General features: G+C 65.4%; 21 protein-coding genes and 1 pseudogene. 14 read left to right on the top strand and 8 right to left on the bottom strand.

The annotated features are described in order from the left end of the window. Window positions 1–191 precede the first annotated feature (191 nt). Window positions 192–1256: an MBL fold metallo-hydrolase gene (locus ACVWY5_RS40035; RefSeq protein ID WP_028336284.1), complete on the bottom strand. Its 1065-nt coding sequence runs from the start codon at window positions 1254–1256 to the stop codon at window positions 192–194. Between the two features lie 428 nt (window positions 1257–1684). Here ACVWY5_RS40035 and ffh point away from each other — a divergent pair. From ffh to rimM, 3 genes and pseudogenes are all read left to right on the top strand, one after another. Further along, window positions 1685–3233: pseudogene (gene ffh, locus ACVWY5_RS40030) on the top strand (signal recognition particle protein). A gap of 84 nt (window positions 3234–3317) precedes the next feature. Next, the gene (rpsP, locus tag ACVWY5_RS40025; protein WP_016847621.1) at window positions 3318–3650 is read left to right on the top strand and encodes a 30S ribosomal protein S16; all 333 of its coding nucleotides are present in this window, start codon (window positions 3318–3320) and stop codon (window positions 3648–3650) included. Between the two features lie 18 nt (window positions 3651–3668). Further along, on the top strand, window positions 3669–4190 hold the full coding sequence (gene rimM / locus ACVWY5_RS40020) for a ribosome maturation factor RimM (RefSeq protein ID WP_028336282.1): 522 nt from the start codon (window positions 3669–3671) through the stop codon (window positions 4188–4190). A gap of 13 nt (window positions 4191–4203) precedes the next feature. Here the strand turns inward: rimM and gcvA are convergent, their stop codons facing one another. Further along, window positions 4204–5115, bottom strand: coding sequence for a transcriptional regulator GcvA (gene gcvA, locus ACVWY5_RS40015; RefSeq protein WP_028336281.1), 912 nt, complete (start codon window positions 5113–5115; stop codon window positions 4204–4206). A 171-nt stretch (window positions 5116–5286) separates the two neighbouring features. Here gcvA and ACVWY5_RS40010 point away from each other — a divergent pair, with 171 nt between their 5' ends. From ACVWY5_RS40010 to ACVWY5_RS39985, 6 genes are all read left to right on the top strand, one after another. Further along, window positions 5287–6486: an MFS transporter gene (locus tag ACVWY5_RS40010; protein ID WP_028336280.1), complete on the top strand. Its 1200-nt coding sequence runs from the start codon at window positions 5287–5289 to the stop codon at window positions 6484–6486. A gap of 231 nt (window positions 6487–6717) precedes the next feature. Continuing rightward, a complete protein-coding gene (locus ACVWY5_RS40005; protein WP_028336279.1) occupies window positions 6718–7800 on the top strand; it encodes a quinone oxidoreductase family protein in 1083 nt (360 codons plus the stop codon). Between the two features lie 9 nt (window positions 7801–7809). Further along, entirely contained in the window at window positions 7810–8571 is a 762-nt protein-coding gene (gene trmD / locus ACVWY5_RS40000) for a tRNA (guanosine(37)-N1)-methyltransferase TrmD (RefSeq protein WP_038377760.1), read from the top strand. A gap of 109 nt (window positions 8572–8680) precedes the next feature. Further along, complete coding sequence (gene rplS, locus ACVWY5_RS39995; RefSeq protein WP_028336277.1) at window positions 8681–9061, top strand: 50S ribosomal protein L19; 381 nt, start codon at window positions 8681–8683, stop codon at window positions 9059–9061. A 344-nt stretch (window positions 9062–9405) separates the two neighbouring features. Beyond that, on the top strand, window positions 9406–10812 hold the full coding sequence (gene leuC / locus ACVWY5_RS39990) for a 3-isopropylmalate dehydratase large subunit (protein ID WP_028336276.1): 1407 nt from the start codon (window positions 9406–9408) through the stop codon (window positions 10810–10812). A 169-nt stretch (window positions 10813–10981) separates the two neighbouring features. Continuing rightward, the gene (locus tag ACVWY5_RS39985; RefSeq protein WP_028336275.1) at window positions 10982–11191 is read left to right on the top strand and encodes a hypothetical protein; all 210 of its coding nucleotides are present in this window, start codon (window positions 10982–10984) and stop codon (window positions 11189–11191) included. Between the two features lie 123 nt (window positions 11192–11314). On the opposite strand, the gene ACVWY5_RS39980 is transcribed toward ACVWY5_RS39985, so the two are convergent. Next, the gene (locus tag ACVWY5_RS39980; protein WP_038377759.1) at window positions 11315–11881 is read right to left on the bottom strand and encodes a hypothetical protein; all 567 of its coding nucleotides are present in this window, start codon (window positions 11879–11881) and stop codon (window positions 11315–11317) included. Between the two features lie 158 nt (window positions 11882–12039). On the opposite strand from ACVWY5_RS39980, the gene ACVWY5_RS39975 reads away from it, so the two are divergent. Next, entirely contained in the window at window positions 12040–12333 is a 294-nt protein-coding gene (locus tag ACVWY5_RS39975; protein ID WP_028336273.1) for a DUF1330 domain-containing protein, read from the top strand. A gap of 75 nt (window positions 12334–12408) precedes the next feature. Here ACVWY5_RS39975 and ACVWY5_RS39970 read toward each other — a convergent pair whose 3' ends face one another. The 3 genes from ACVWY5_RS39970 to ACVWY5_RS39960 all read right to left on the bottom strand — a co-directional run bounded on the left by ACVWY5_RS39970 (window position 12409) and on the right by ACVWY5_RS39960 (window position 14014). Next, window positions 12409–12747 carry a hypothetical protein gene (locus ACVWY5_RS39970; protein ID WP_028352299.1) on the bottom strand — a complete coding sequence of 113 codons (339 nt, stop codon included), beginning with the start codon at window positions 12745–12747 and terminating at the stop codon, window positions 12409–12411. A 127-nt stretch (window positions 12748–12874) separates the two neighbouring features. Then, on the bottom strand, window positions 12875–13114 hold the full coding sequence (locus ACVWY5_RS39965) for a hypothetical protein (protein ID WP_028336272.1): 240 nt from the start codon (window positions 13112–13114) through the stop codon (window positions 12875–12877). A gap of 573 nt (window positions 13115–13687) precedes the next feature. Next, a complete protein-coding gene (locus ACVWY5_RS39960) occupies window positions 13688–14014 on the bottom strand; it encodes a hypothetical protein (RefSeq protein WP_028336271.1) in 327 nt (108 codons plus the stop codon). Window positions 14015–14129: 115 nt separating this feature from the next. Here ACVWY5_RS39960 and ACVWY5_RS39955 point away from each other — a divergent pair, with 115 nt between their 5' ends. From ACVWY5_RS39955 to ACVWY5_RS39945, 3 genes are all read left to right on the top strand, one after another. Then, window positions 14130–14528 carry a metallopeptidase family protein gene (locus ACVWY5_RS39955; RefSeq protein WP_028336270.1) on the top strand — a complete coding sequence of 133 codons (399 nt, stop codon included), beginning with the start codon at window positions 14130–14132 and terminating at the stop codon, window positions 14526–14528. Between the two features lie 105 nt (window positions 14529–14633). After that, on the top strand, window positions 14634–15236 hold the full coding sequence (gene leuD, locus ACVWY5_RS39950) for a 3-isopropylmalate dehydratase small subunit (RefSeq protein ID WP_028336269.1): 603 nt from the start codon (window positions 14634–14636) through the stop codon (window positions 15234–15236). A 93-nt stretch (window positions 15237–15329) separates the two neighbouring features. Beyond that, a complete protein-coding gene (locus tag ACVWY5_RS39945) occupies window positions 15330–16121 on the top strand; it encodes a glycosyltransferase family 32 protein (protein ID WP_028336268.1) in 792 nt (263 codons plus the stop codon). Window positions 16122–16468: 347 nt separating this feature from the next. Here ACVWY5_RS39945 and ACVWY5_RS39940 read toward each other — a convergent pair whose 3' ends face one another. Continuing rightward, window positions 16469–17347 (bottom strand): HpcH/HpaI aldolase/citrate lyase family protein, encoded by an 879-nt coding sequence (locus tag ACVWY5_RS39940; protein WP_028337874.1) that lies wholly within the window; start codon window positions 17345–17347, stop codon window positions 16469–16471. A gap of 144 nt (window positions 17348–17491) precedes the next feature. On the opposite strand from ACVWY5_RS39940, the gene ACVWY5_RS39935 reads away from it, so the two are divergent. After that, window positions 17492–18148, top strand: a complete 657-nt coding sequence (locus tag ACVWY5_RS39935; protein WP_028337875.1) for a carbonic anhydrase — start codon at window positions 17492–17494, stop codon at window positions 18146–18148. 2 nt (window positions 18149–18150) lie between these two features. On the opposite strand, the gene ACVWY5_RS39930 is transcribed toward ACVWY5_RS39935, so the two are convergent. Beyond that, window positions 18151–18711 (bottom strand): TIGR00645 family protein, encoded by a 561-nt coding sequence (locus ACVWY5_RS39930; RefSeq protein WP_028337876.1) that lies wholly within the window; start codon window positions 18709–18711, stop codon window positions 18151–18153. Between the last annotated feature and the right edge of the window lie 26 nt (window positions 18712–18737).

The raw sequence follows: 18737 nt of genomic DNA, 5'->3' as shown, positions 1-18737 counted from the left end.
TCTGCCGCAGGCTCCGCTGCAAGTGGAGGGAACAGATCCCCACCCGCTTTGCTCTGACGAGCAAAGCGACCTCCCCTTTTCAAGGGGAGGTGAAATCGTAGCCCGGATGGAGCGCAGCGCAATCCGGGGCCGACTTTTCCGCGGATGGACTTTCCCGGATTACGCTGCGCTCCATCCGGGCTACTCTTTTCCTAAATCTCGAACACCTGCCCGGGCTTCAACGTCAGAAACTTCTCGCGCGGCACGCTCGCCGCGTCGAGCGCTTCGCCAAGCGCGATCGCGGGCGCGTCGATCGCCTCGTCGGTCAACTGGAATGTGCCGTGGTGATGCGCCAGCGCCTGGGCGGCGCCGCAATCGGCCAACGCCTTCACCGCATCCTCCGGGTTCATGTGCTGGTCGCGCATGAACCAGCGCGGCTCATAGGCGCCGATCGGCAGGATCGCCAGCCGTAACGGACCGTGCGCCTCGGCCACCCGGCGGAAATGTCCCCCGTCGCCGTAGCCGGAATCGCCGACGATGTAGAGCTTTCCGGCCGGCGTCTCCAAGACAAAACTCGCCCACAGCGCCTTGTTGCGGTCGAACAGCCCCCGCGCCGACCAGTGCCGCGTCGGAACCAGCGTCGCGGCAAGGCCACTGCCGAGCTCGACGCGCTGATGCCAGTCGAAGGCCTCGGCTTTGATCGCGGCATCGGATGCACGCATCGTGACGTCGTTGCCGAGCGGTGTGATCACGCGAGGTCCAAATGCCCCCGCAAGCTTCGACAGCGTCGCGACGTCGAGATGGTCGTAATGGCCGTGCGACACCAGCACGACGTCGATCTTCGGCAGTTTATCGAATGCGATGCCGGGATCGTTGTGCCGCTTCGGCCCGGCAAAGCTGAACGGCGAGGCCCGCATCGACCAGACCGGATCGAACAGGATGTTGAGGCCCGCGGTCTGGATCAGCCAGCTGGCATGGCCGACGAAGCAGAGCCGCACCTTGTCGCCCTCGACGCGGGACGGCGGCGTATCGGCATGGGGGCTCGGCGCCCATTCCGGCCAGACCGCGCGCTTCCGGCCGCCCCCGAACTGCCAGCGCAGCACCTCACCAAGCGATTTCGGCGGCGAGCCGTCCGGATCAAAGAAGTGCAGGCCGTCGAAATGATCGGAGACGGGGCCGTCGTAGGTTTTCATGGCAGTCATCCAGATCGAGGGCACACCGATCGCCGCGGCGGCTCCGGTCAAGGTTGCAAGAAGGCGGCGGCGGGTGATCAGCACGCGGGTTCCGGAATAGGAGGCAGGCTCCGGTTATATGGGTGGCAGCGGCGAATTTCGGAACCAAGACGGCAAATCGACGTAATTTCAGTACCTTACTGTCCGAACTGAGCGGATTTCAGCGAAACTTTCCTTGACTTTGCCGCCCCGGCAGCGTTTAACGCGGCCACTTTCTCGGAAAGCTCCGTCTTTTCGACCCGCCGACTGGTCCTGGAGGCCAGAGGCCAACGTCCGACAGCGCGATGCGCCCTCGGGCGCGAAAGTGTTTGGATTTCCTTCTCCCTCGCCCCGCTCTTGCGGGGAGAGGGTCGGGGTGAGGGGCTCTCTCCGCGCACTATGCGTGTGGATAGCCCGGTACCCCCTTCACCCGCCGCGCACGTGCGCGGCGACCTCTCCCCGCAGGCGGGGAGAGGTAAAAGAGGACAACGGCATTGTTCGACAATCTGTCGGAACGGCTTGGTGGCATTCTCGATCGTCTGACGGGGCGCGGCGCGCTGACCGAAAAGGACGTCGATGCCGCGATGCGCGAGGTGCGCCGCGCGCTGCTCGAGGCCGACGTCGCGCTCGAGGTGGTCCGCAGCTTCATCGACCGGGTCCGCGAGCAGGCGATCGGCGCCACCGTCGTCAAGTCGGTGACGCCGGGCCAGATGGTGGTGAAGATCGTCCATGACGAGCTCGTCGCCACGCTCGGCGCCGACGGCCAGACCATCGATATCAATTCCGTGCCGCCGGTGCCGATCATGATGGTCGGTCTGCAAGGCTCCGGTAAGACCACCACCACCGCGAAGCTCGCGCGCCGCATGGTCCAGCGCGACAAGCGCAAGGTGCTGATGGCCTCGCTCGACGTCTACCGCCCGGCGGCGATGGAACAGCTCGCGGTGCTCGGCCGCGACCTCGACATTCCGACGCTGCCGATCGTCGCCGGCCAGATGCCGCCGCAGATCGCAAGGCGCGCGCTAGAGGCCGGCAAGCTCGGCGGCTACGACGTCGTGCTGCTCGACACCGCCGGCCGCACCACGCTCGACGAAGACATGATGAAGGAGGCGGCCGAGATCAAAGCCGCCGCCAACCCGCATGAAGTGCTGCTGGTCGCCGACTCCCTCACCGGCCAGGACGCGGTCAACCTCGCGCGCTCGTTCGACGAGCGCGTCGGCCTCACCGGCATCGTGCTGACGCGCGTCGACGGCGACGGCCGCGGAGGCGCGGCGCTGTCGATGCGCGCCGTCACCGGCAAGCCGATCAAGCTGATCGGCACCGGCGAAAAGACCGACGCGCTGGAGGACTTCCATCCGAACCGCATCGCCGGCCGCATCCTCGGCATGGGCGACGTGGTCTCGCTGGTCGAGAAGGCCGCCGCCAATATCGACGCCGAGAAGGCCGCGCGCACGGCCGAGCGGATGCGCAAGGGTCAGTTCGACCTCAACGATATGCGCGAGCAGCTGCAGCAGATGGCCAATATGGGCGGCATCGGCGGCCTGATGGGCATGATGCCCGGCATCTCCAAGATGAAGAACCAGATCGCGGCGGCCGGCATCGACGACAAGATCCTGAAGCGCCAGGTCGCGATCATCGATTCGATGACGCGGCAGGAGCGCAAGAACCCGGACATATTGAAGGCGAGCCGCAAGAAGCGCATCGCGGCGGGCGCCGGCCAGAGCGTCGAGCACGTCAACAAGCTGCTGAAGATGCACCGGAACATGGCCGACATGATGAAGGCCATGGGCAGCGGCAAGCGCGGCCCGCTCGCCGGCATCGCGCAGGCGATGGGATTTGGCGGCGGCATGAAGCCGCCCTCGGCCGAGGAGATGAAGGCGCTCGCCGAGAAGATGCAGGGCGGCGCCGGCGGCGCGCCTGCCCAATCTGCCGAAGGATTTGCCGGCCGGGCTGCGCGGCGGCCTGCCGAACGTGCCGGGCCTGACCGGCCTTTCCGGCAAGCCGATGCTGCCGGGCCTCGGCGGTTTCCCGGGCAAGAAGAAATGAGGATTCGTCGCGACGGCTCGCATACGGCCGGCGCGACGCGGAATGCCAATCAATCGAACACATCGACCTTTGAAGGAGAACTGAATGTCCGTTGTTATCCGCCTCGCTCGCGCAGGCACCAAGAAGCGTCCGGTCTATCACGTCGTCGTCGCCGACTCGCGCTTCCCGCGCGATGGCCGCTTCATCGAGCGTCTCGGCCACTTCAACCCGCTGCTGCCGAAGGACAACGAGTCGCGCCTGAAGCTCGACATGGACAAGGTGAAGGCCTGGCTCGCCAAGGGTGCGCAGCCGTCGGATCGCGTGACCCGCTTCCTCGACGCCGCCGGCGTCAAGAAGCGCGCACCGCGCAACAACCCGGAAAAGGCCGTGCCGCGCAAGGAGCGCAAGGCGCAGGCCGAAGCCGCCGCCAAGGCTTAAGGCTGAACGGCGACCACGGTGGCTGCACCGGTCTGTGTCGCCCGTATCGGCGCTGCGCATGGCGTGCGCGGCGCCGTCAGGCTTTGGACCTTCACCGAAGATCCGCTGGCCGTGAAGGACTACGGTCCGCTGATGACCAAGGACGGCACGCGCCAGTTCGAGGTCACGCATGTGCGTGAGGCCAAGGACCATCTGGTGGTGACGCTGAAGGGCGTCGCCAGCCGCGATGATGCCGAACGGCTCAACGGTCTCGAGCTCTACGTTCCGCGCGACCGGCTGCCGGACACCGACGACGGCGAATACTACCACACCGATTTGATCGGGCTCGCCGCGGTGACCACGACGGATCAGCCGCTCGGCAAGGTGATCGCGATCCATAATTTCGGCGCCGGCGACATCATCGAGATCGCCCCGCCGCAGGGCGCGACGATGCTGCTGCCGTTCACCAATGCCGTGGTGCCGACCGTTGATCTCGACGGCGGCCGCGTGGTGATCGACCTGCCCAAGGAAATCGACGGCGACGATCCGTCGGCGGCCTGACCGAGAATAATCTTCAACCTGTCATCCGGCCCTGCTGCTCGAGCCAGTCGCAGAACACCGCGCTGTGCGGATCGTTGCTGCGCCCCGCCGGGAAGTAAGCGAAGTAGCTCCGCGCCGGCAGGCTGACATCCGGAAACGGCGTCACCAGGCGCCCGGCCGCGAGATCGTCCGCGATCAGCGCGGTCGGTCCCATCGCGACGCCGAGACCATCGAGCGCGGCCTGGATCGTCAGATAGAAGTGATCGAAGGTCAGCGCGGCCGCCGGCTCCAGCGCGGATTGCCCGGCCTCGGTGAGCCAGTCGCGCCACAGCCGCGGCATCGACGTGACATGCAGCAGCGTGTGCCTGGAGAGATCCGCGATCTCATTGAGCGGCAGCTGCGCCACTAGCGACGGACTGCACACCGGCAATCTGCGCTCGGACACCAGGAAACGTGACGAGAAGCCGTGGAAGGTGTCGGGGCCACCGCGGATCACGACGTCGAATGATTCAGACAACGCATCCACCGGATCGTTCGACGTGCTCAGGCGTACCTCGATGTCCGGATGCTCGGCGCGAAACCGGCTCATCCGCGGCAGCAGCCAACGCAGGCTGAAGGTCGCGAGCGCATTGACGCGCAACACCGCGACCGCCAGATCGCCGCGCCGCTCGCGATGCTGCTGCACGGCGGCGGAAATCCGGTCGAGCGCAGGTGCGAACTCTGCGAGCAATGCCGCGCCCGCCGGCGTCAGCACCACGCGCCGCACCGATCGCCGAAACAGCGATGGCGCGCCCAGCCATTCCTCGAGCAGGCGGATCTGCTGACTGACCGCGCCATGGGTCACGCTGAGCTCGGCGGCGGCTTCCTTGAAGCTGCCGAGCCGGGCGGCGGCCTCGAAGGCACGCACCGCATTGAGCGGCGGCAGGCTGCGGCGTGGGACGAACATGATCCCTCAATACAAGATTTTCTAACGCATGATCCGATCATTACTGATTTGTGACAAGCGCCTTGGCGGCGCATACTGCCATGCAAGCTCCTTGCATAGCTTTCTTTTCTGAGGTCCCCTCCTGATGCTCGCCCGCCCAAGCTTTAGATTTTCTTGCATTAGAGGGCGGCAATGAGCGTGTCGGCCGAAACCGGCACGACGCGGCCCGACCGTGCCCGGTCAACCCGCACCCTGACCGTGACCGGGCTCAACCACGCCCTCCACGACGGCTACACCGACGTCATCTACGTGCTGTTGCCGGTCTGGCAGGCCGAATTTGCGCTGAGCTACGGGCTGCTGGCGCTGCTGCGCGGGCTCTATGCCGGCGCCATGGCCGGGCTGCAGATTCCGGTCGGACGCATGGCAGAGCGGATCGACGGCAAGATCATCCTGATTGCGGGCACGGCGCTGTCGGCGCTCGGCTACGCGTTTGCTGGATTCTCCGGCGGTGTCATTGGCCTCGGCCTGGCGCTCGCGCTCTCCGGCGCGGGCTCGAGCACGCAGCATCCGATCGCATCTGCCGCGGTGTCGCGTGCCTATGGCGCGGCGGCGCGCGGGCCGCTCGGCATCTACAATTTCTCGGGCGATCTCGGCAAGGCGGCGATCCCGGCCCTGACCTCGATCCTGCTGGTGATCATGTCGTGGCGGCACACGCTGCTCGTGCTCGCTCTCGCAGGCTTGCTCGTCGCGGTCTGCATTGCGCTCTGGATGCCGGCCGTCGGCAGGGGCGCCGAGCACAAGGCGACATCAGCATCGCGCGGCGCCAGCACAGGCCGCGGCTTTCATTGGCTGCTCGCGATCGGAATTCTCGACACCGCGGTCAGGATGGGCTTTCTCACCTTCCTGCCGTTCCTGCTGCGCGACAAGGGCGCCTCGCTGCCGACCAACGGCCTCGCGCTGGCGTTGGTCTTCATCGGCGGCGCCGCGGGAAAATTCACCTGCGGCTGGCTCGGCGCGCGGGTCGGCACGCTGCGCACCGTGCTGATCACCGAAGGCGGCACGGCGGCGCTGATCGTCGCGGTGCTGGCGTTGCCGCTCGCACCGGCCATCGTGCTGCTGCCGCTGCTCGGATTGATGCTCAACGGCACGTCATCGGTGCTCTACGGCACCGTGCCCGAGCTCACCCCCGCGCATCAGACCGAGCGCGCCTTCGCGCTGTTCTATACCGGAACGATCGGATCGGGCGCGATCGCGCCTGTTATCTACGGCCTGCTTGGCGACGCGCTCGGCCCGAGGCTCGCGACCGCAGCAACCGCGCTCACGGCGCTGGCGATCTGTCCGCTTGCCGTCGTGCTGGCGCGGCATCTCGCGGATGATGCGACGAAGGCGTGACGCATAACATGCCTAAGTCCGCGCGACTGCCTGTCTTCTCCTTCCCCTGAAAGGGGGAAGGTCGGGATGGGGGTCAGCCGCGGGCGACGCTGCAAGCTGAGAGCAGATCCCCACCCGCTTTGCTCTGACGAGCAAAGCGACCTCCCCTTTTCAAGGGGAGGTTGGCGCTGTGCCCGGATTGCGCTTCGCTCCATCCGGGCTACCTAAGCAATGGTGCCACGGAGGACAATAATGACAAGCACGCACAAGGCCTGGCGGCTGCACGCCCACAACGATCTGCGCTTCGAGGATGCTGCGACGCCGAGGCCTGCGCCCGACGGCGTCGTGGTGCGGATCGAGGCCGGCATGGTGCTGTCCTACACCAACAAGCTTCTGTCGGGCGCGCTACCCTACAGCCTGCCGCCGATGCCGTTCGTGCCGGGCACCAACGCGATCGCGCGCGTCGTCGCCGCGGGCGAGAACGTCACGCATGTGCGGGGCGGCGACCGCGTGTTCCTCAGCCCGCATCTGCGCGGCGACGTGCCGGATCGCGATCCGCCGCAGATCCTGATCGGCCTCACCGCCACGGTGACGACGCCGGAGGCGTTCGCACTGGAGGCGCGCTGGCGCGACGGCGTGTTCGCCGAGATCGCGCACTGGCCGGCCGCCTGCGTCACGCCGCTTGCCAATCTCGACGACAAGCCGGCCGCCGAGCTGATCGGGCTCGCAAAACTGATCGTGCCGTTCGGCGGATTGCAGCGCTCTGGCCTGCGCGGCGGGCAGACCATCATCGTCAACGGCGCGACCGGCTATTTCGGTTCGGGCGGCGTGATGCTCGCGGTCGCGATGGGCGCGGGCCGCGTCGTCGCCGTCGGACGCAAGGAAGCCGCGCTCGAGCAGTTGCGCGACGCGTTCGGCCCGCGCGTCATTCCCGCCGTCGTCAGCGGCGATGCGGCAGCCGACCTTGCGGTCATCCGCCGCGCCGCCGGCGGCACCGCCGATGTTGCGCTCGATCTGCTCGGCGCCGCCAAGAGCACCTCGACCACACTGTCCTCTCTGCGCGCGCTCAGGCGTGGCGGCCGGATGGTGCTGATGGGTAGCGCCGAGGTGCCGCTCGAACTCTCGTTCCGGGAGATGCTGGCCAATGACTGGGAGGTGGTCGGGCAGTTCATGTACGACCGCACGGCGCCAGGCCAGCTCGCCGGCCTTGCCGCCGAAGGCCTGCTGGACCTGCGCAAGATCAACGTCGCGACCTTCAAGCTCGCCGACTTCCGCCGCGCAGTGGATGCGGCCGCGATGATGCAGAGCCTCGACCTCACGGCCGTGGTGCCGTAACCAGAGGCCATGACATCGCAAGAGACACCAGCCCAGGCGACACTCTGGCGCGCCACCGTGCTGACCCTGTTCCCGGACATGTTTCCGGGGCCGCTCGGCGTGAGCCTGGCCGGCAAGGCGCTGGCTGGCGGACTCTGGGCGCTGGAGGCGCGCGACATCCGGGCCTCGGCCACCGACAAGCACCGCAGCGTCGACGACACGCCGGCCGGCGGCGGTCCGGGCATGGTGCTGCGGGCCGATGTGCTGGCGGCGGCGATCGACGCCGCTGATATCGCGGCTGACCGTCCGCGCCTCTTGATGAGCCCGCGCGGTCGGCCATTGACCCAGACCCAGGTCGCGGAGCTGGCGGCCCGGCCCGGCCCCCTGATCGTCTGCGGCCGCTTCGAGGGCATCGACCAGCGGGTGATCGAGGCGCGAGGCCTCGAGGAGGTCTCGATCGGCGATTATGTGCTGTCCGGCGGCGAAATCGCCGCGATGGCCCTGATCGACGCCTGCGTCCGCCTGCTGCCGGGGGTGATGGGCAAGCAGGCCTCGGGAACCGAGGAAAGCTTTTCCGAAGGACTACTGGAATACCCTCAATACACTCGCCCGCAGGAGTTCGAGGGCCGGCAAATCCCGGAAATTTTGATTTCCGGCGATCACGCTAAGGTCGCGGCCTGGCGACTGGCCCAATCCGAGGCCCTGACGGCGGCGCGGCGGCCCGATCTCTGGGCCCACAAAGCCGGCCAAAAAGCCGCTCCGCGCCGGACAAAAAACACGACAGACGGGTGACAAACCCTGCGCTTTGCCTTATACGGGCGGCCAAATCCGCACCCGCGCAGGATAGATGGACGTTTGCGCAGCCCGCGAAAGGCTGGGCGCGCCGCCGATGGAGATTTCAATGAACCTTATTCAGCAGCTCGAAAAAGAGCAGTTCGACAAGCTCGCCGCCACCAAGGAAATCCCGGAATTCGGACCCGGCGACACCGTCATCGTCAACGTGAAGGTGGTCGAAGGCGAGCGCACCCGCGTGCAGGCCTATGAGGGCGTTTGCATCGGTCGCTCCGGTCAGGGCCTCAACGAGAGCTTCACCGTGCGCAAGATCTCCTACGGCGAAGGCGTCGAGCGCGTCTTCCCGGTGATGTCGCCGATGATCGACTCGATCAAGGTCGTGCGTCGCGGCAAGGTTCGTCGCGCCAAGCTTTATTATCTGCGCAACCTGCGCGGCAAGTCGGCCCGCATCGTCGAGAAGCAGGACCGCCAGACCGCCGTCGGCGAGTAACGTTTCCCTCAGGGGATGTGACCAAAAGCGCGGGGCCTGCCCCGCGCTTTTTTGTTGCGGCATATTTATCTGACTTGCAGGCCCGCGCATGGATCGATTGTCGCGGGCGCGAGCCCTGTGTTAGAAATTTAGAATGGTTCCGGATCAAGCAAGCCAGCCCTGCCAGCGCGTCGTGATTGACGATCGCTCGCGGCTGCCCGGCCGCTTCTTCGGGCGCTTTGCAACGTCGGCAACGTCTGAGCTTAGAAGCGCAGCGTAACGCTGCCTGGACGCTTTCGCCTGCTCGCGCGCTTAAGACGCGCTCATGCCATCCCACCACTGAATTTCTTCTGGAGCTGAAGCTCATGTCCAAACCGACCACGCTGTACGACAAGATCTGGAACGACCATCTGGTCCACGAGGCCGACGACGGCACCTGCCTGCTCTATATCGATCGCCACCTGGTGCACGAGGTGACCTCGCCGCAGGCGTTCGAAGGGCTGCGCGCCGCCGGCCGCAAGGTGCACGCGCCCGAGAAGACGCTCGCCGTCGTCGACCACAACATCCCGACCACCGATCGTTCGAAGCCGAACCCCGATCCTGAAAGCATCGAGCAGATGCGGGTGATGGCGGAGAACGCCAAGGAGTTCGGCATCGAGTATTACAACGAGTTCGACAAGCGCCAGGGCATCGTTCACGTCATCGGCCCGGAGCAGGGTTTTACGCTGCCCGGCACTACCATCGTCTGCGGTGACAGCCACACCTCGACGCATGGCGCGTTCGGCGCGCTCGCGCACGGCATCGGCACCTCCGAGGTCGAGCATGTGCTGGCGACGCAGACGCTGATCCAGAAGAAGGCCAAGAACATGCGCGCGATCGTCGACGGCAAGTTGCCCGAAGGCGTGACCGGCAAGGACATCATCCTGGCGATCATCGGCGAGATCGGCACCGCCGGCGGCACCGGCTACGTGCTGGAATATGCCGGCGAGGCGATCCGTGCGCTCTCGATGGAAGGCCGCATGACGGTCTGCAACATGTCGATCGAAGGCGGCGCGCGCGCCGGCCTGGTTGCGCCCGACCAGAAGGCGTTCGATTTCCTGCGCGGCCGCCCGAAGGCGCCGAAGGGCGCCGCCTGGGACGCCGCGATGCGCTACTGGGAGACGCTGCGCTCCGACGAGGGCGCGCATTTCGACCACGAGATCCGGCTCGACGCCGCCAAGCTGCCGCCGATCGTCACCTGGGGCACGAGCCCTGAGGACGTGATCTCGGTGACCGGCTTCGTCCCCGATCCGGACAAGATCGAGGACGAGGCCAAGCGCATCTCCAAGCATCGCGCGCTGAAATATATGGGCCTGTCCGCCGGCACGAAGATCACCGACATCAAGCTCGACCGCGTCTTCATCGGCTCCTGCACCAACGGCCGCATCGAGGATCTGCGCGCCGCTGCGAAGATCGCCGAGGGCAAGACCGTCAACGCCAATGTCAACGCGATGATCGTGCCAGGCTCGGGCATCGTGAAGGAGCAGGCGGAAGCCGAAGGCCTCGACAAGATCTTCATTGCGGCCGGCTTCGACTGGCGCGAGCCGGGCTGCTCGATGTGCCTAGCGATGAACCCGGACAAGCTGAAGCCGGAAGAGCGCTGCGCCTCGACCTCGAACCGCAACTTCGAGGGCCGCCAGGGCTTCAAGGGCCGCACCCATCTGGTGTCGCCCGCGATGGCCGCGGCCGCCGCGATCGCCGGACACTTCGTCGACGTCCGCGACTGGCGCTAGGGCAAGCGCCAGATTCTCTTTGCCGCGTTTTCTTCACGCGAACCGGGCCACTTCGCTCGAAAACGCTATTGCTTCGTCTCAAGCTCGAGCCGTTTCGGAAACGGCTCGTTAACGGGGCGCACGCACACTGCCTCCTTGCGAAAACCAGCCTTCGCAAGGAGCGCGTGCCGTGGCCGATAAACCCGAATTCGTCGACATGATCAGCGACGCGACGCGCCAGAAGCGCCGTCGTGCCGTGGCGCGCATCATCGATCCGCTTCCCGAGGGGAAGGAAACCTCGCGCCTCAGCCACTGGCCGCCGGAGCGCTGGACGCAATGGCGGATGGAAAACCTGACGCCGTGGAAGATAAAGTCCTGGAAGCTGAAGAACTGGGATTAACGCCCCTTTCTTGACGCGTTTTCTTCACGCGAACCGGCGCGCACTTTGCTCGAACACGCTCCAGCGCGCAAAGAGAGGGACCCAGCAAGACGGGCGCCGTGGGGCCCGCTGTCATTTCAAACTTTACCAATAGACCCGGTACGGCCGCCAGTAGTGGCGATGGTGCCACCACGGCCGGCAGATCCGGCGCGGACCGTAATAGGTCCAGACCACCCGGCAACGGCGGTGATGATAGTAGGCCGGGTAATAGTAGGACGATCCGTAGAAGAAGCGCCGGTGATAGAAGTGCCGGCGGTAATAGGGCCGATAGCCGTAGCGGTAACCGCCGCCGTCGAAGCGGTGGTAGCCACCATAATGGCGATGGAAGCCGCCATAGCGATAGCCGCCATGGAACGCCGGCGCGGCGCGGAAGCCGCCACCATGGAAGCTGCGGCCGTGAAATCCGCCGCCGTGGAATCCACCACCGCGGAAGCCGCCGCCATGAAAACCGCCGCTGCCATGGCCGCCACCGCCATGCCGGACTTGGGTCGTCATGGCATCGGCCGCAGACTTTGCCGCGGGCGCGGCGCCCGGGCTCACCAGCGACAGCGCTTCGGCGCGCTGCTGCGAAGCGACCGACAATGCGAAGACCGCGGCCGCCGCAACGCCGAGACGGCGCACCAATCCGCGCCGCAAATAGCTCTCCCTCATCTCTGAACCTCCCTGACAACGGCAATGAGCACCACGCTGCTCGGCAGCCGGTTTCATTGCGTTCATTGCAGTCGCTCCCGGCATGACGCTAGAAATGCCGACGTGAATGCGCCATGAACGCGCAAAACGCTGCGGCGAAACGTCCGGGAGAAACGTCAGTGACTGTCTATGTGATCGTGCAACTCAAGATGACCGATCGCGCCGCCTATGATCGGTATCAGGCGCGCTTCTTCGACGTGTTCAGGAAGTTCAACGGACGCCTGCTGTCGGCCGACGAACGGCCCGCGGTGCTCGAGGGCAGCTGGGATCGCGACAAGCTGGTGCTGATGTCATTCCCTGACGAAGCCGCATTCCGTGCATGGTCGGAATCGCCCGAATATGTCGAGATCTCGAGGGATCGCAAGGCGGGTGCGCAAGGCATTGTGCTGCTGGCGAAGGGCTTCGCGCCCTGAGACGGACGGAGCAGCTCCGATCGGAGCTGCTCTCTCGTTGCAGCGCTGGTGTCGCGCATTGCGCGACTGCACGCATCACCAGAACGGGCCGAACCCGAAGCCGAAAGTGAATGGCGCCGGCGCAGCATAGGGGTACGGCCGATAGTAATAAGGCCGCCCGTAATAATAGGAGCCGTACGGACGATAGTAGGAATAGGGCCGATAATACGGACGGTAATAGGGACGGTAGCCGCGGTGATAGTAGCGACGATGGTAGTGGTGATGATGGCGCTGCGCGCTGATATCAGTCGCCTTGCCCGCTTGCCGCTGTGGTGCCGCGGCCTGCGGCGTGGCTGATGCCGCGGCGGTTGCCGATGCCGGCGCCGTCAACGCGAATGCACACGCGACAGCCGCAACACCGATCCATCTCATCATGATCAACTCCTGCAGATTGCGATGGATATCATCTCGCGTGGCTGAATCTGCTGGTTTGATGGCTGAGAACGACAACAGGCCCGCTGCTCACGGGCCTGTGTCTCAACTGCGCTGATACGCCGCGCGATCAACGGCGCCAGTGGCGACGATGCCCCCAGCCCCAGCCGCGGTGATGTCCGCGATGCCAGCCACGATGCCAGCCGCGCCCGCCCCAGCGTACCTGCGTGGTCGCCTGGTTCGCGTCGTCCTGAACCGTTGCGGCTGTACCCGGCGTGGCGAGCGACATCGCGCTTGCACGCTCGGCCGGCGCCGCCAACACCAACACGGCACCGACAGCCGCGAGCCCCAGAACCTTCATCGCCTTCATGAATTGTCTCCTTGATCCTTTTAAGTCACGTCTTGCAACGACGACTCGAACTTCTGCTTGATGCGCTTTCCTCACGCGAACCGGTGTCCGTCCCGCATCGCGTGCGGGACAGGCTCCGCTGGAAAACGCTCGAGCTTTCGAATCGACCCCGTTGCCGCGACGCAGATCGCTAGCAGAATGCGGACGACGTGAATGGGAAGTGAATGACTGCGCCACGAACATGAATGCTGCTGGCGCGATCAGGTTCCGGCACTGCGTGCGATTTTTTTCCGGCACTGCGTGCGATTTTTCGCGTTCGTATGCAAACGACATAGACGATGGTCGTATCTCGCGTTCTGTCCGTTGCAGGAGATTGCCGCGACACGAACAAGCACACGAAGGTGGCTGCTTCGAACAGCCCTAGCGGCGCCCAGCGGTTCCATCATGCTCGCCGATGTCGCGCTCGCGACCGGGCGGCGGCATGGGCACCGCGAGCCATCTCACGCGGATGCCGATGGCGGCGGTGGTTTATTGAACGACAGGATTGGTCGCGGCTGTTGCGGTGATCGGCGCGACGCGCCGACGTATGCGCAACTAGCCCGGCCGCCAGAAGCAATTCATGCGCGGCGTGATCACGGTACCGCTCGGCCGGTGCTCCTGCACATAGGTCGCGGTGCAGTCGCGCACGGCGTTCGGACCGGGATTGTAGCGCGGGATGACATCGGGTTCCCAATGATCGGGTTGCGACCGGTAGATCGGCACCCGCTTCAGCCGGCGGCGCTCGACGACGCGCGCGCGCGCGACCGGTGCAGCCTCGCCGACGCGCGCCTCAGCCGCCGCGCTTTGAGCCTGCGCCTCTGTCGCCGGGAGCGAGAGCCCGACTGCTACAGCCAACAGCGCTGCCGCCACGATCCGTTTCATTACGCCCACCCAAGCTCGATTCTTGAGCCCCATTCGTGGGCGGCACGGTCTCCCATTGCGCCGCCAAGGTCAACTGCGCTGGCGCCGCCGATAGCACTCGCGCTAAAGGAGTGTCATGTGGACCACAGAAAAAGCCCCCTCGCTCGCCGAGATGGAGGCCATGGCGCACGAGGTTTTCGAGCGCCTGCCCAAGACGTTCCGGGCCCTCTGCGAGGGCCTGATCATCCGCGTCGACGACTTTCCGACCGACGAGGTGCTCGACGAGATGCAGGCCGAGAGCGAGTTCGACCTGCTCGGCCTGTTTCACGGCATCGGCCTGCCGCAGCAGAGCCATGGCGACGTGGCCCGGCTGCCCAACCTGGTCTGGCTGTACCGCCGGCCGATCCTGGACTACTGGGCCGAGCACGACGAGACCCTCGGCCACATCGTCCGCCACGTGCTGATCCATGAGATCGGGCACCATTTCGGCCTCTCCGACGCCGATATGGAGGCGATTGAGGCCGATGCGGGCTAAAACGGAAAAGGGCTCCAGCCCTGCAGAAATGGCCCTTTTACCGCTGTCACATTCGCGATAAACATCCGGCCGATATCCGCTATTTTTTGCCCGGGAAGAGCACCGATGGACAAGTTCACCACGCTGGAAGGCGTCGCGGCGCCGCTGAAGATCATCAATGTCGACACCGACATGATCATTCCGAAGCAGTACCTCAAGACCATCAAGCGCACCGGCCTTGGCAAGGGGCTTTTCTCCGAACAGCGCTACAAGGATGACGGCAGCGAGAACCCCGATTTCGTCCTCAACCAGCCCGCCTATCGCAACGCGAAGGTGCTGGTCGCCGGCGACAATTTCGGCTGCGGCTCGAGCCGCGAGCACGCGCCCTGGGCGCTGCTCGACTTCGGCATCCGCTGCGTGATCTCGACCTCGTTCGGCGACATCTTCTACAACAACTGCTTCAAGAACGGCATCCTGCCGATCCGCGTGTCGCAGGAGGACCTCGACAAGCTGTTCGACGACGCCGAGCGCGGCGCCAACGCGACGCTGACCATCGACCTCCCCAACCAGGAGATCCGCGGTCCCGACGGCGGCAAGGTCAAGTTCGAGATCGACCCGTTCCGCAAGCACTGCCTGATCAACGGCCTCGACGACATCGGCCTGACGATGGAAAAGAAATCGTCGATCGACAGCTACGAGACCAAGCTCAGGGAACGCGCCTGGGCTTGAGGCTCAGCGCATCATCGTGCCCCGGTGCCGTCAGGCGCCGGGGCTTTTCTTTGCCAAATTCGCTCGCCACAAACCCGCTGATAGCTGACGCGCATGCTGCCTGACATCGTCACCTTCTGGCACGGCTCGATGGACGCGCTGCGCCAGACCTGCCTGCGCTCGCAGGCGGCGGCGGGGCACAAGGTCACCGTCTACAGCTTCGATCCGATTCCCGGCCTGCCCGACGGTATCGGCAATGCCGAAGCCGAAGCCGTGCTGCCGCATTCGTTCGCCGAGAAGCTCCGCCCGGCGGAGCCCGACGGCTCGTGGCGCGACTGGACCATGCTGCAGTTCAGCGACTTCTTCCGCATGCGGCTGATGGCGCGGCGCGCCGGTCTCTGGCTCGACGCCGACGTGCTGCTGCTGAAGGGCGTCGAGCTCGACCTGGCAAAGCCCTACTTTGCCTGGGAGCGGCCGCGGCAGCTCGGCAACTCCGTGCTGTATCTGCCGCCCGACGATCCGATCGTGCGCGCGTTCGAGGCGCTGATGCAGCAGGACGAGCTGATCCCGGACTGGCTGGCGCTGCGCCACCGCCTGACCTTTGCGATGCGCCGGCTGCGCGGCAAATCCAACCGCCTCGCCGACATCCGTGTCGCGATCTACGGCCCGGCGGCGCTCACCGCGCTGGCGCGCCGCGCAGGCGAATTGCAGCACGCGCTGCCGAAGCGATCGTTCTACGCCGTGCATGCCGAGCCAAAGCTGTTCTTCGAGCCGTCGGATTTTTCGCGCTACCTGAACGATCCCGGGATCATCGGCCTGCACATCTCGCCGAAAGGACGCGGCAAGGAGGCGCCGATCCCGGGCAGTCTCTACGCGTGGGCGGCGGAGAGGTTTGGGGCGCGATAATCACCCTCCCCTGGAGGGGGAGGGTCGACGCGAATGAAGTGAGCGGCGGGGTGGGTGACAGTCTCTCCACGCATACTCTGCTCGTGTTGAGAGATCACGCCACCCCGGCTCGCATTTCGCTACGCTCGACGCGATCCGACCCTCCCCCTCCAGGGGAGGGCAATCGCATATGGCCGTTTGAGGCAATCGGAGTTCCCACAAACTCGTCATGCCCGGGCCCGGGCATCCACGTCTTCGTTTCCACGCAAAGAAAAGACGTAGATGGCCGGGACAAGCCCGGCCATGACGGCGCGGAAGAATCGGTTCATTCCAAATGCAATTGCCCTGCCCTCCAGGGGAGGGTGGAATTAATGCCCCATCGCCGCGATCGCGTCGGCGATCGCGATGGTGCGCTTGGCCATCTCGGCGTGCAGGCGCTCGACCATGCGGCCGTCGAGCTGGATCGCGCCGCGCGAGGCGTTCTCCGGCTTTTCGAAGGCGGCGATGATCTTGCGCGCCTCGGCGACCTCGGCCTCCGGCGGCGTGAAGATCGCGTTGCAGGCATCGATGTGGCTCGGATGGATCAGCGTCTTGCCGTCGAAGCCGAGATCGCGGCCCTGCGCGCATTCCTCGGCGAAGCCGTCGACATTGCTGATGTCGCTGTAGGGCCCGTCGAGGATCTCGAGGCCGTGCGCGCGGGTCGCCAGGATGCAATGCGTGATCATCGGGATCATCGCCGCGCGGCCCGGCTTCATCCGGATCCGGGTTTCACGCGCAATGTCGTTCGGGCCGAACACGAAGCCGGCGAGCCGGGTTTCGGAATCCTTCGATGCCGCGGCCAGCTTGTCGGCGTCGAGCACCGCGCGCGCGGTCTCGATCATCGCCCAGACCCGGATCGAGGCGGGCGCATTGATGTCGCTGAGGCGATCGGCGACGGCGTTGAGATCGTCGACGGTCGAAATCTTGGGAACCAGAATTCCATCCGGCTGCGCCTTGCCGGCCATGCCGATGTCGTCGACCCACCAGGGCGTGTCGAGCGCGTTGATGCGGATCAGGACCTCGCGCTTGCCAAAGCCCTTGGCCGCGACCGCCGTGGCGATCTGCTCGCGGGCTGTGGCCTTGGCGTCGGGGGCGACCGAATCCTCAAGGTCGAGGATAATGCCGTCAGCCGGCAGCGTCCGGGCCTTTTCCAGCGCCCGTGCATTCGATCCCGGCATGAACAACAGGCTGCGGCGCGGACGGGTCATCGACATTCTCCTTGGGGGCTCGGGCTCCGCCGGTGTCCATTGTTTGGGCATCGGGCGGGAACCATTCTTCAAGGCTGCCGTATCATCTCAGGCCACGCGCCGAAAGTCTTGTTCCCGTTACCCGCATGTGGTTAGCCAGAGGCCATGAAATTCTTTCCGAAACAATTGATCGACGGCTACCGGACGTTCGCGACCCAGCGACTGCCGACCGAGCAGTCGCGCTACCGGGACCTCTCGGAGCGCGGCCAGTTTCCCGAGACCATGGTGATCGGCTGCTGCGACTCCCGCGTCTCGCCGGAGGTGATCTTCGACGCCGGCCCCGGTGAATTGTTCGTGGTCCGCAACATCGCCAATCTGGTTCCGGTCTATCAGCCCGACAGCAACGCCCACGGCGTCTCGGCCGCGCTGGAATATGCCGTGACCGTTTTGAAGGTGAAGAATATCGTGGTGCTGGGCCATGCCCAGTGCGGCGGCATCCGCGCCTTCGTCGACAAGATCAAGCCGCTCACGCCGGGCGACTTCATCGGCAAATGGATGCAGATGTTCATCAAGCCAGGCGAGGTCGTCGAGCAGCGCGACCATGAGACCATGCAGGACTTCGTCACCCGCATCGAGAAGGCCGCGGTGTTCCGCTCGCTGGAGAACCTGATGACCTTCCCGTTCGTGCGCGAACGCGTCGAGAGCGGCGAGATGCAGCTGCACGGCGCCTATTTCGGCGTCGCCGAGGGCTCGCTGTTCGTGCTCGACCGGGTCGCGAAGGAATTCATCAGCGTCCGCGACGAGCTGAAATCGGGCGAGTAGATCTACTCGTTGCCGTGATGGCCGCTGCCCCAGCGGTCGGAGATCGCGAGCATGAAAGACGACACCACGAATACCAGGTGCACGCCGACCAGCCAGGCGAGCTTGCTGGGATCGAACGCGGTATCGAGGTTCATGAACGCCTTCAGCACCTGAATCGCCGAGATGGCGACGATCGAGGCGAGCAGTTTTTGCTTCAAGCCGCCGAAATCGACCTTGGTCATCCAGTCCGGCCAATCCGGATGCCCTTCCGGATCGATTTTCGAGACGAAGTTCTCGTAGCCCGAGAACACCACGATCAGGATCAGATTGCCGGTCAGCGAGATGTCGATCAGCGCCAGCACGCCGAGAATGATGTCGGATTCCTTGGCATCCGGCACATGCAGGATGAAGTGCCACAGCTCCATGCAGAACTTGAACAGCAACGCCGCGAGGCTGATGACGAGGCCGAAATAGAACGGCGCCATCAGCCAGCGGCTGTTGAACAGCAGGTTCTCGAAACGACGTTCAATCCGCTTCAGCGTCGGATTGGGCCGATAGGTCCCCGGTTGTTCCGCTTCCGCCATGCCACGCGCTTCCTGACACCGTATTC

Source organism: Bradyrhizobium sp. USDA 3256 (assembly GCF_054058275.1).
Note: the sequence above shows the minus strand (reverse complement) of the source record. Positions and strands in the feature narration are given on the sequence as shown.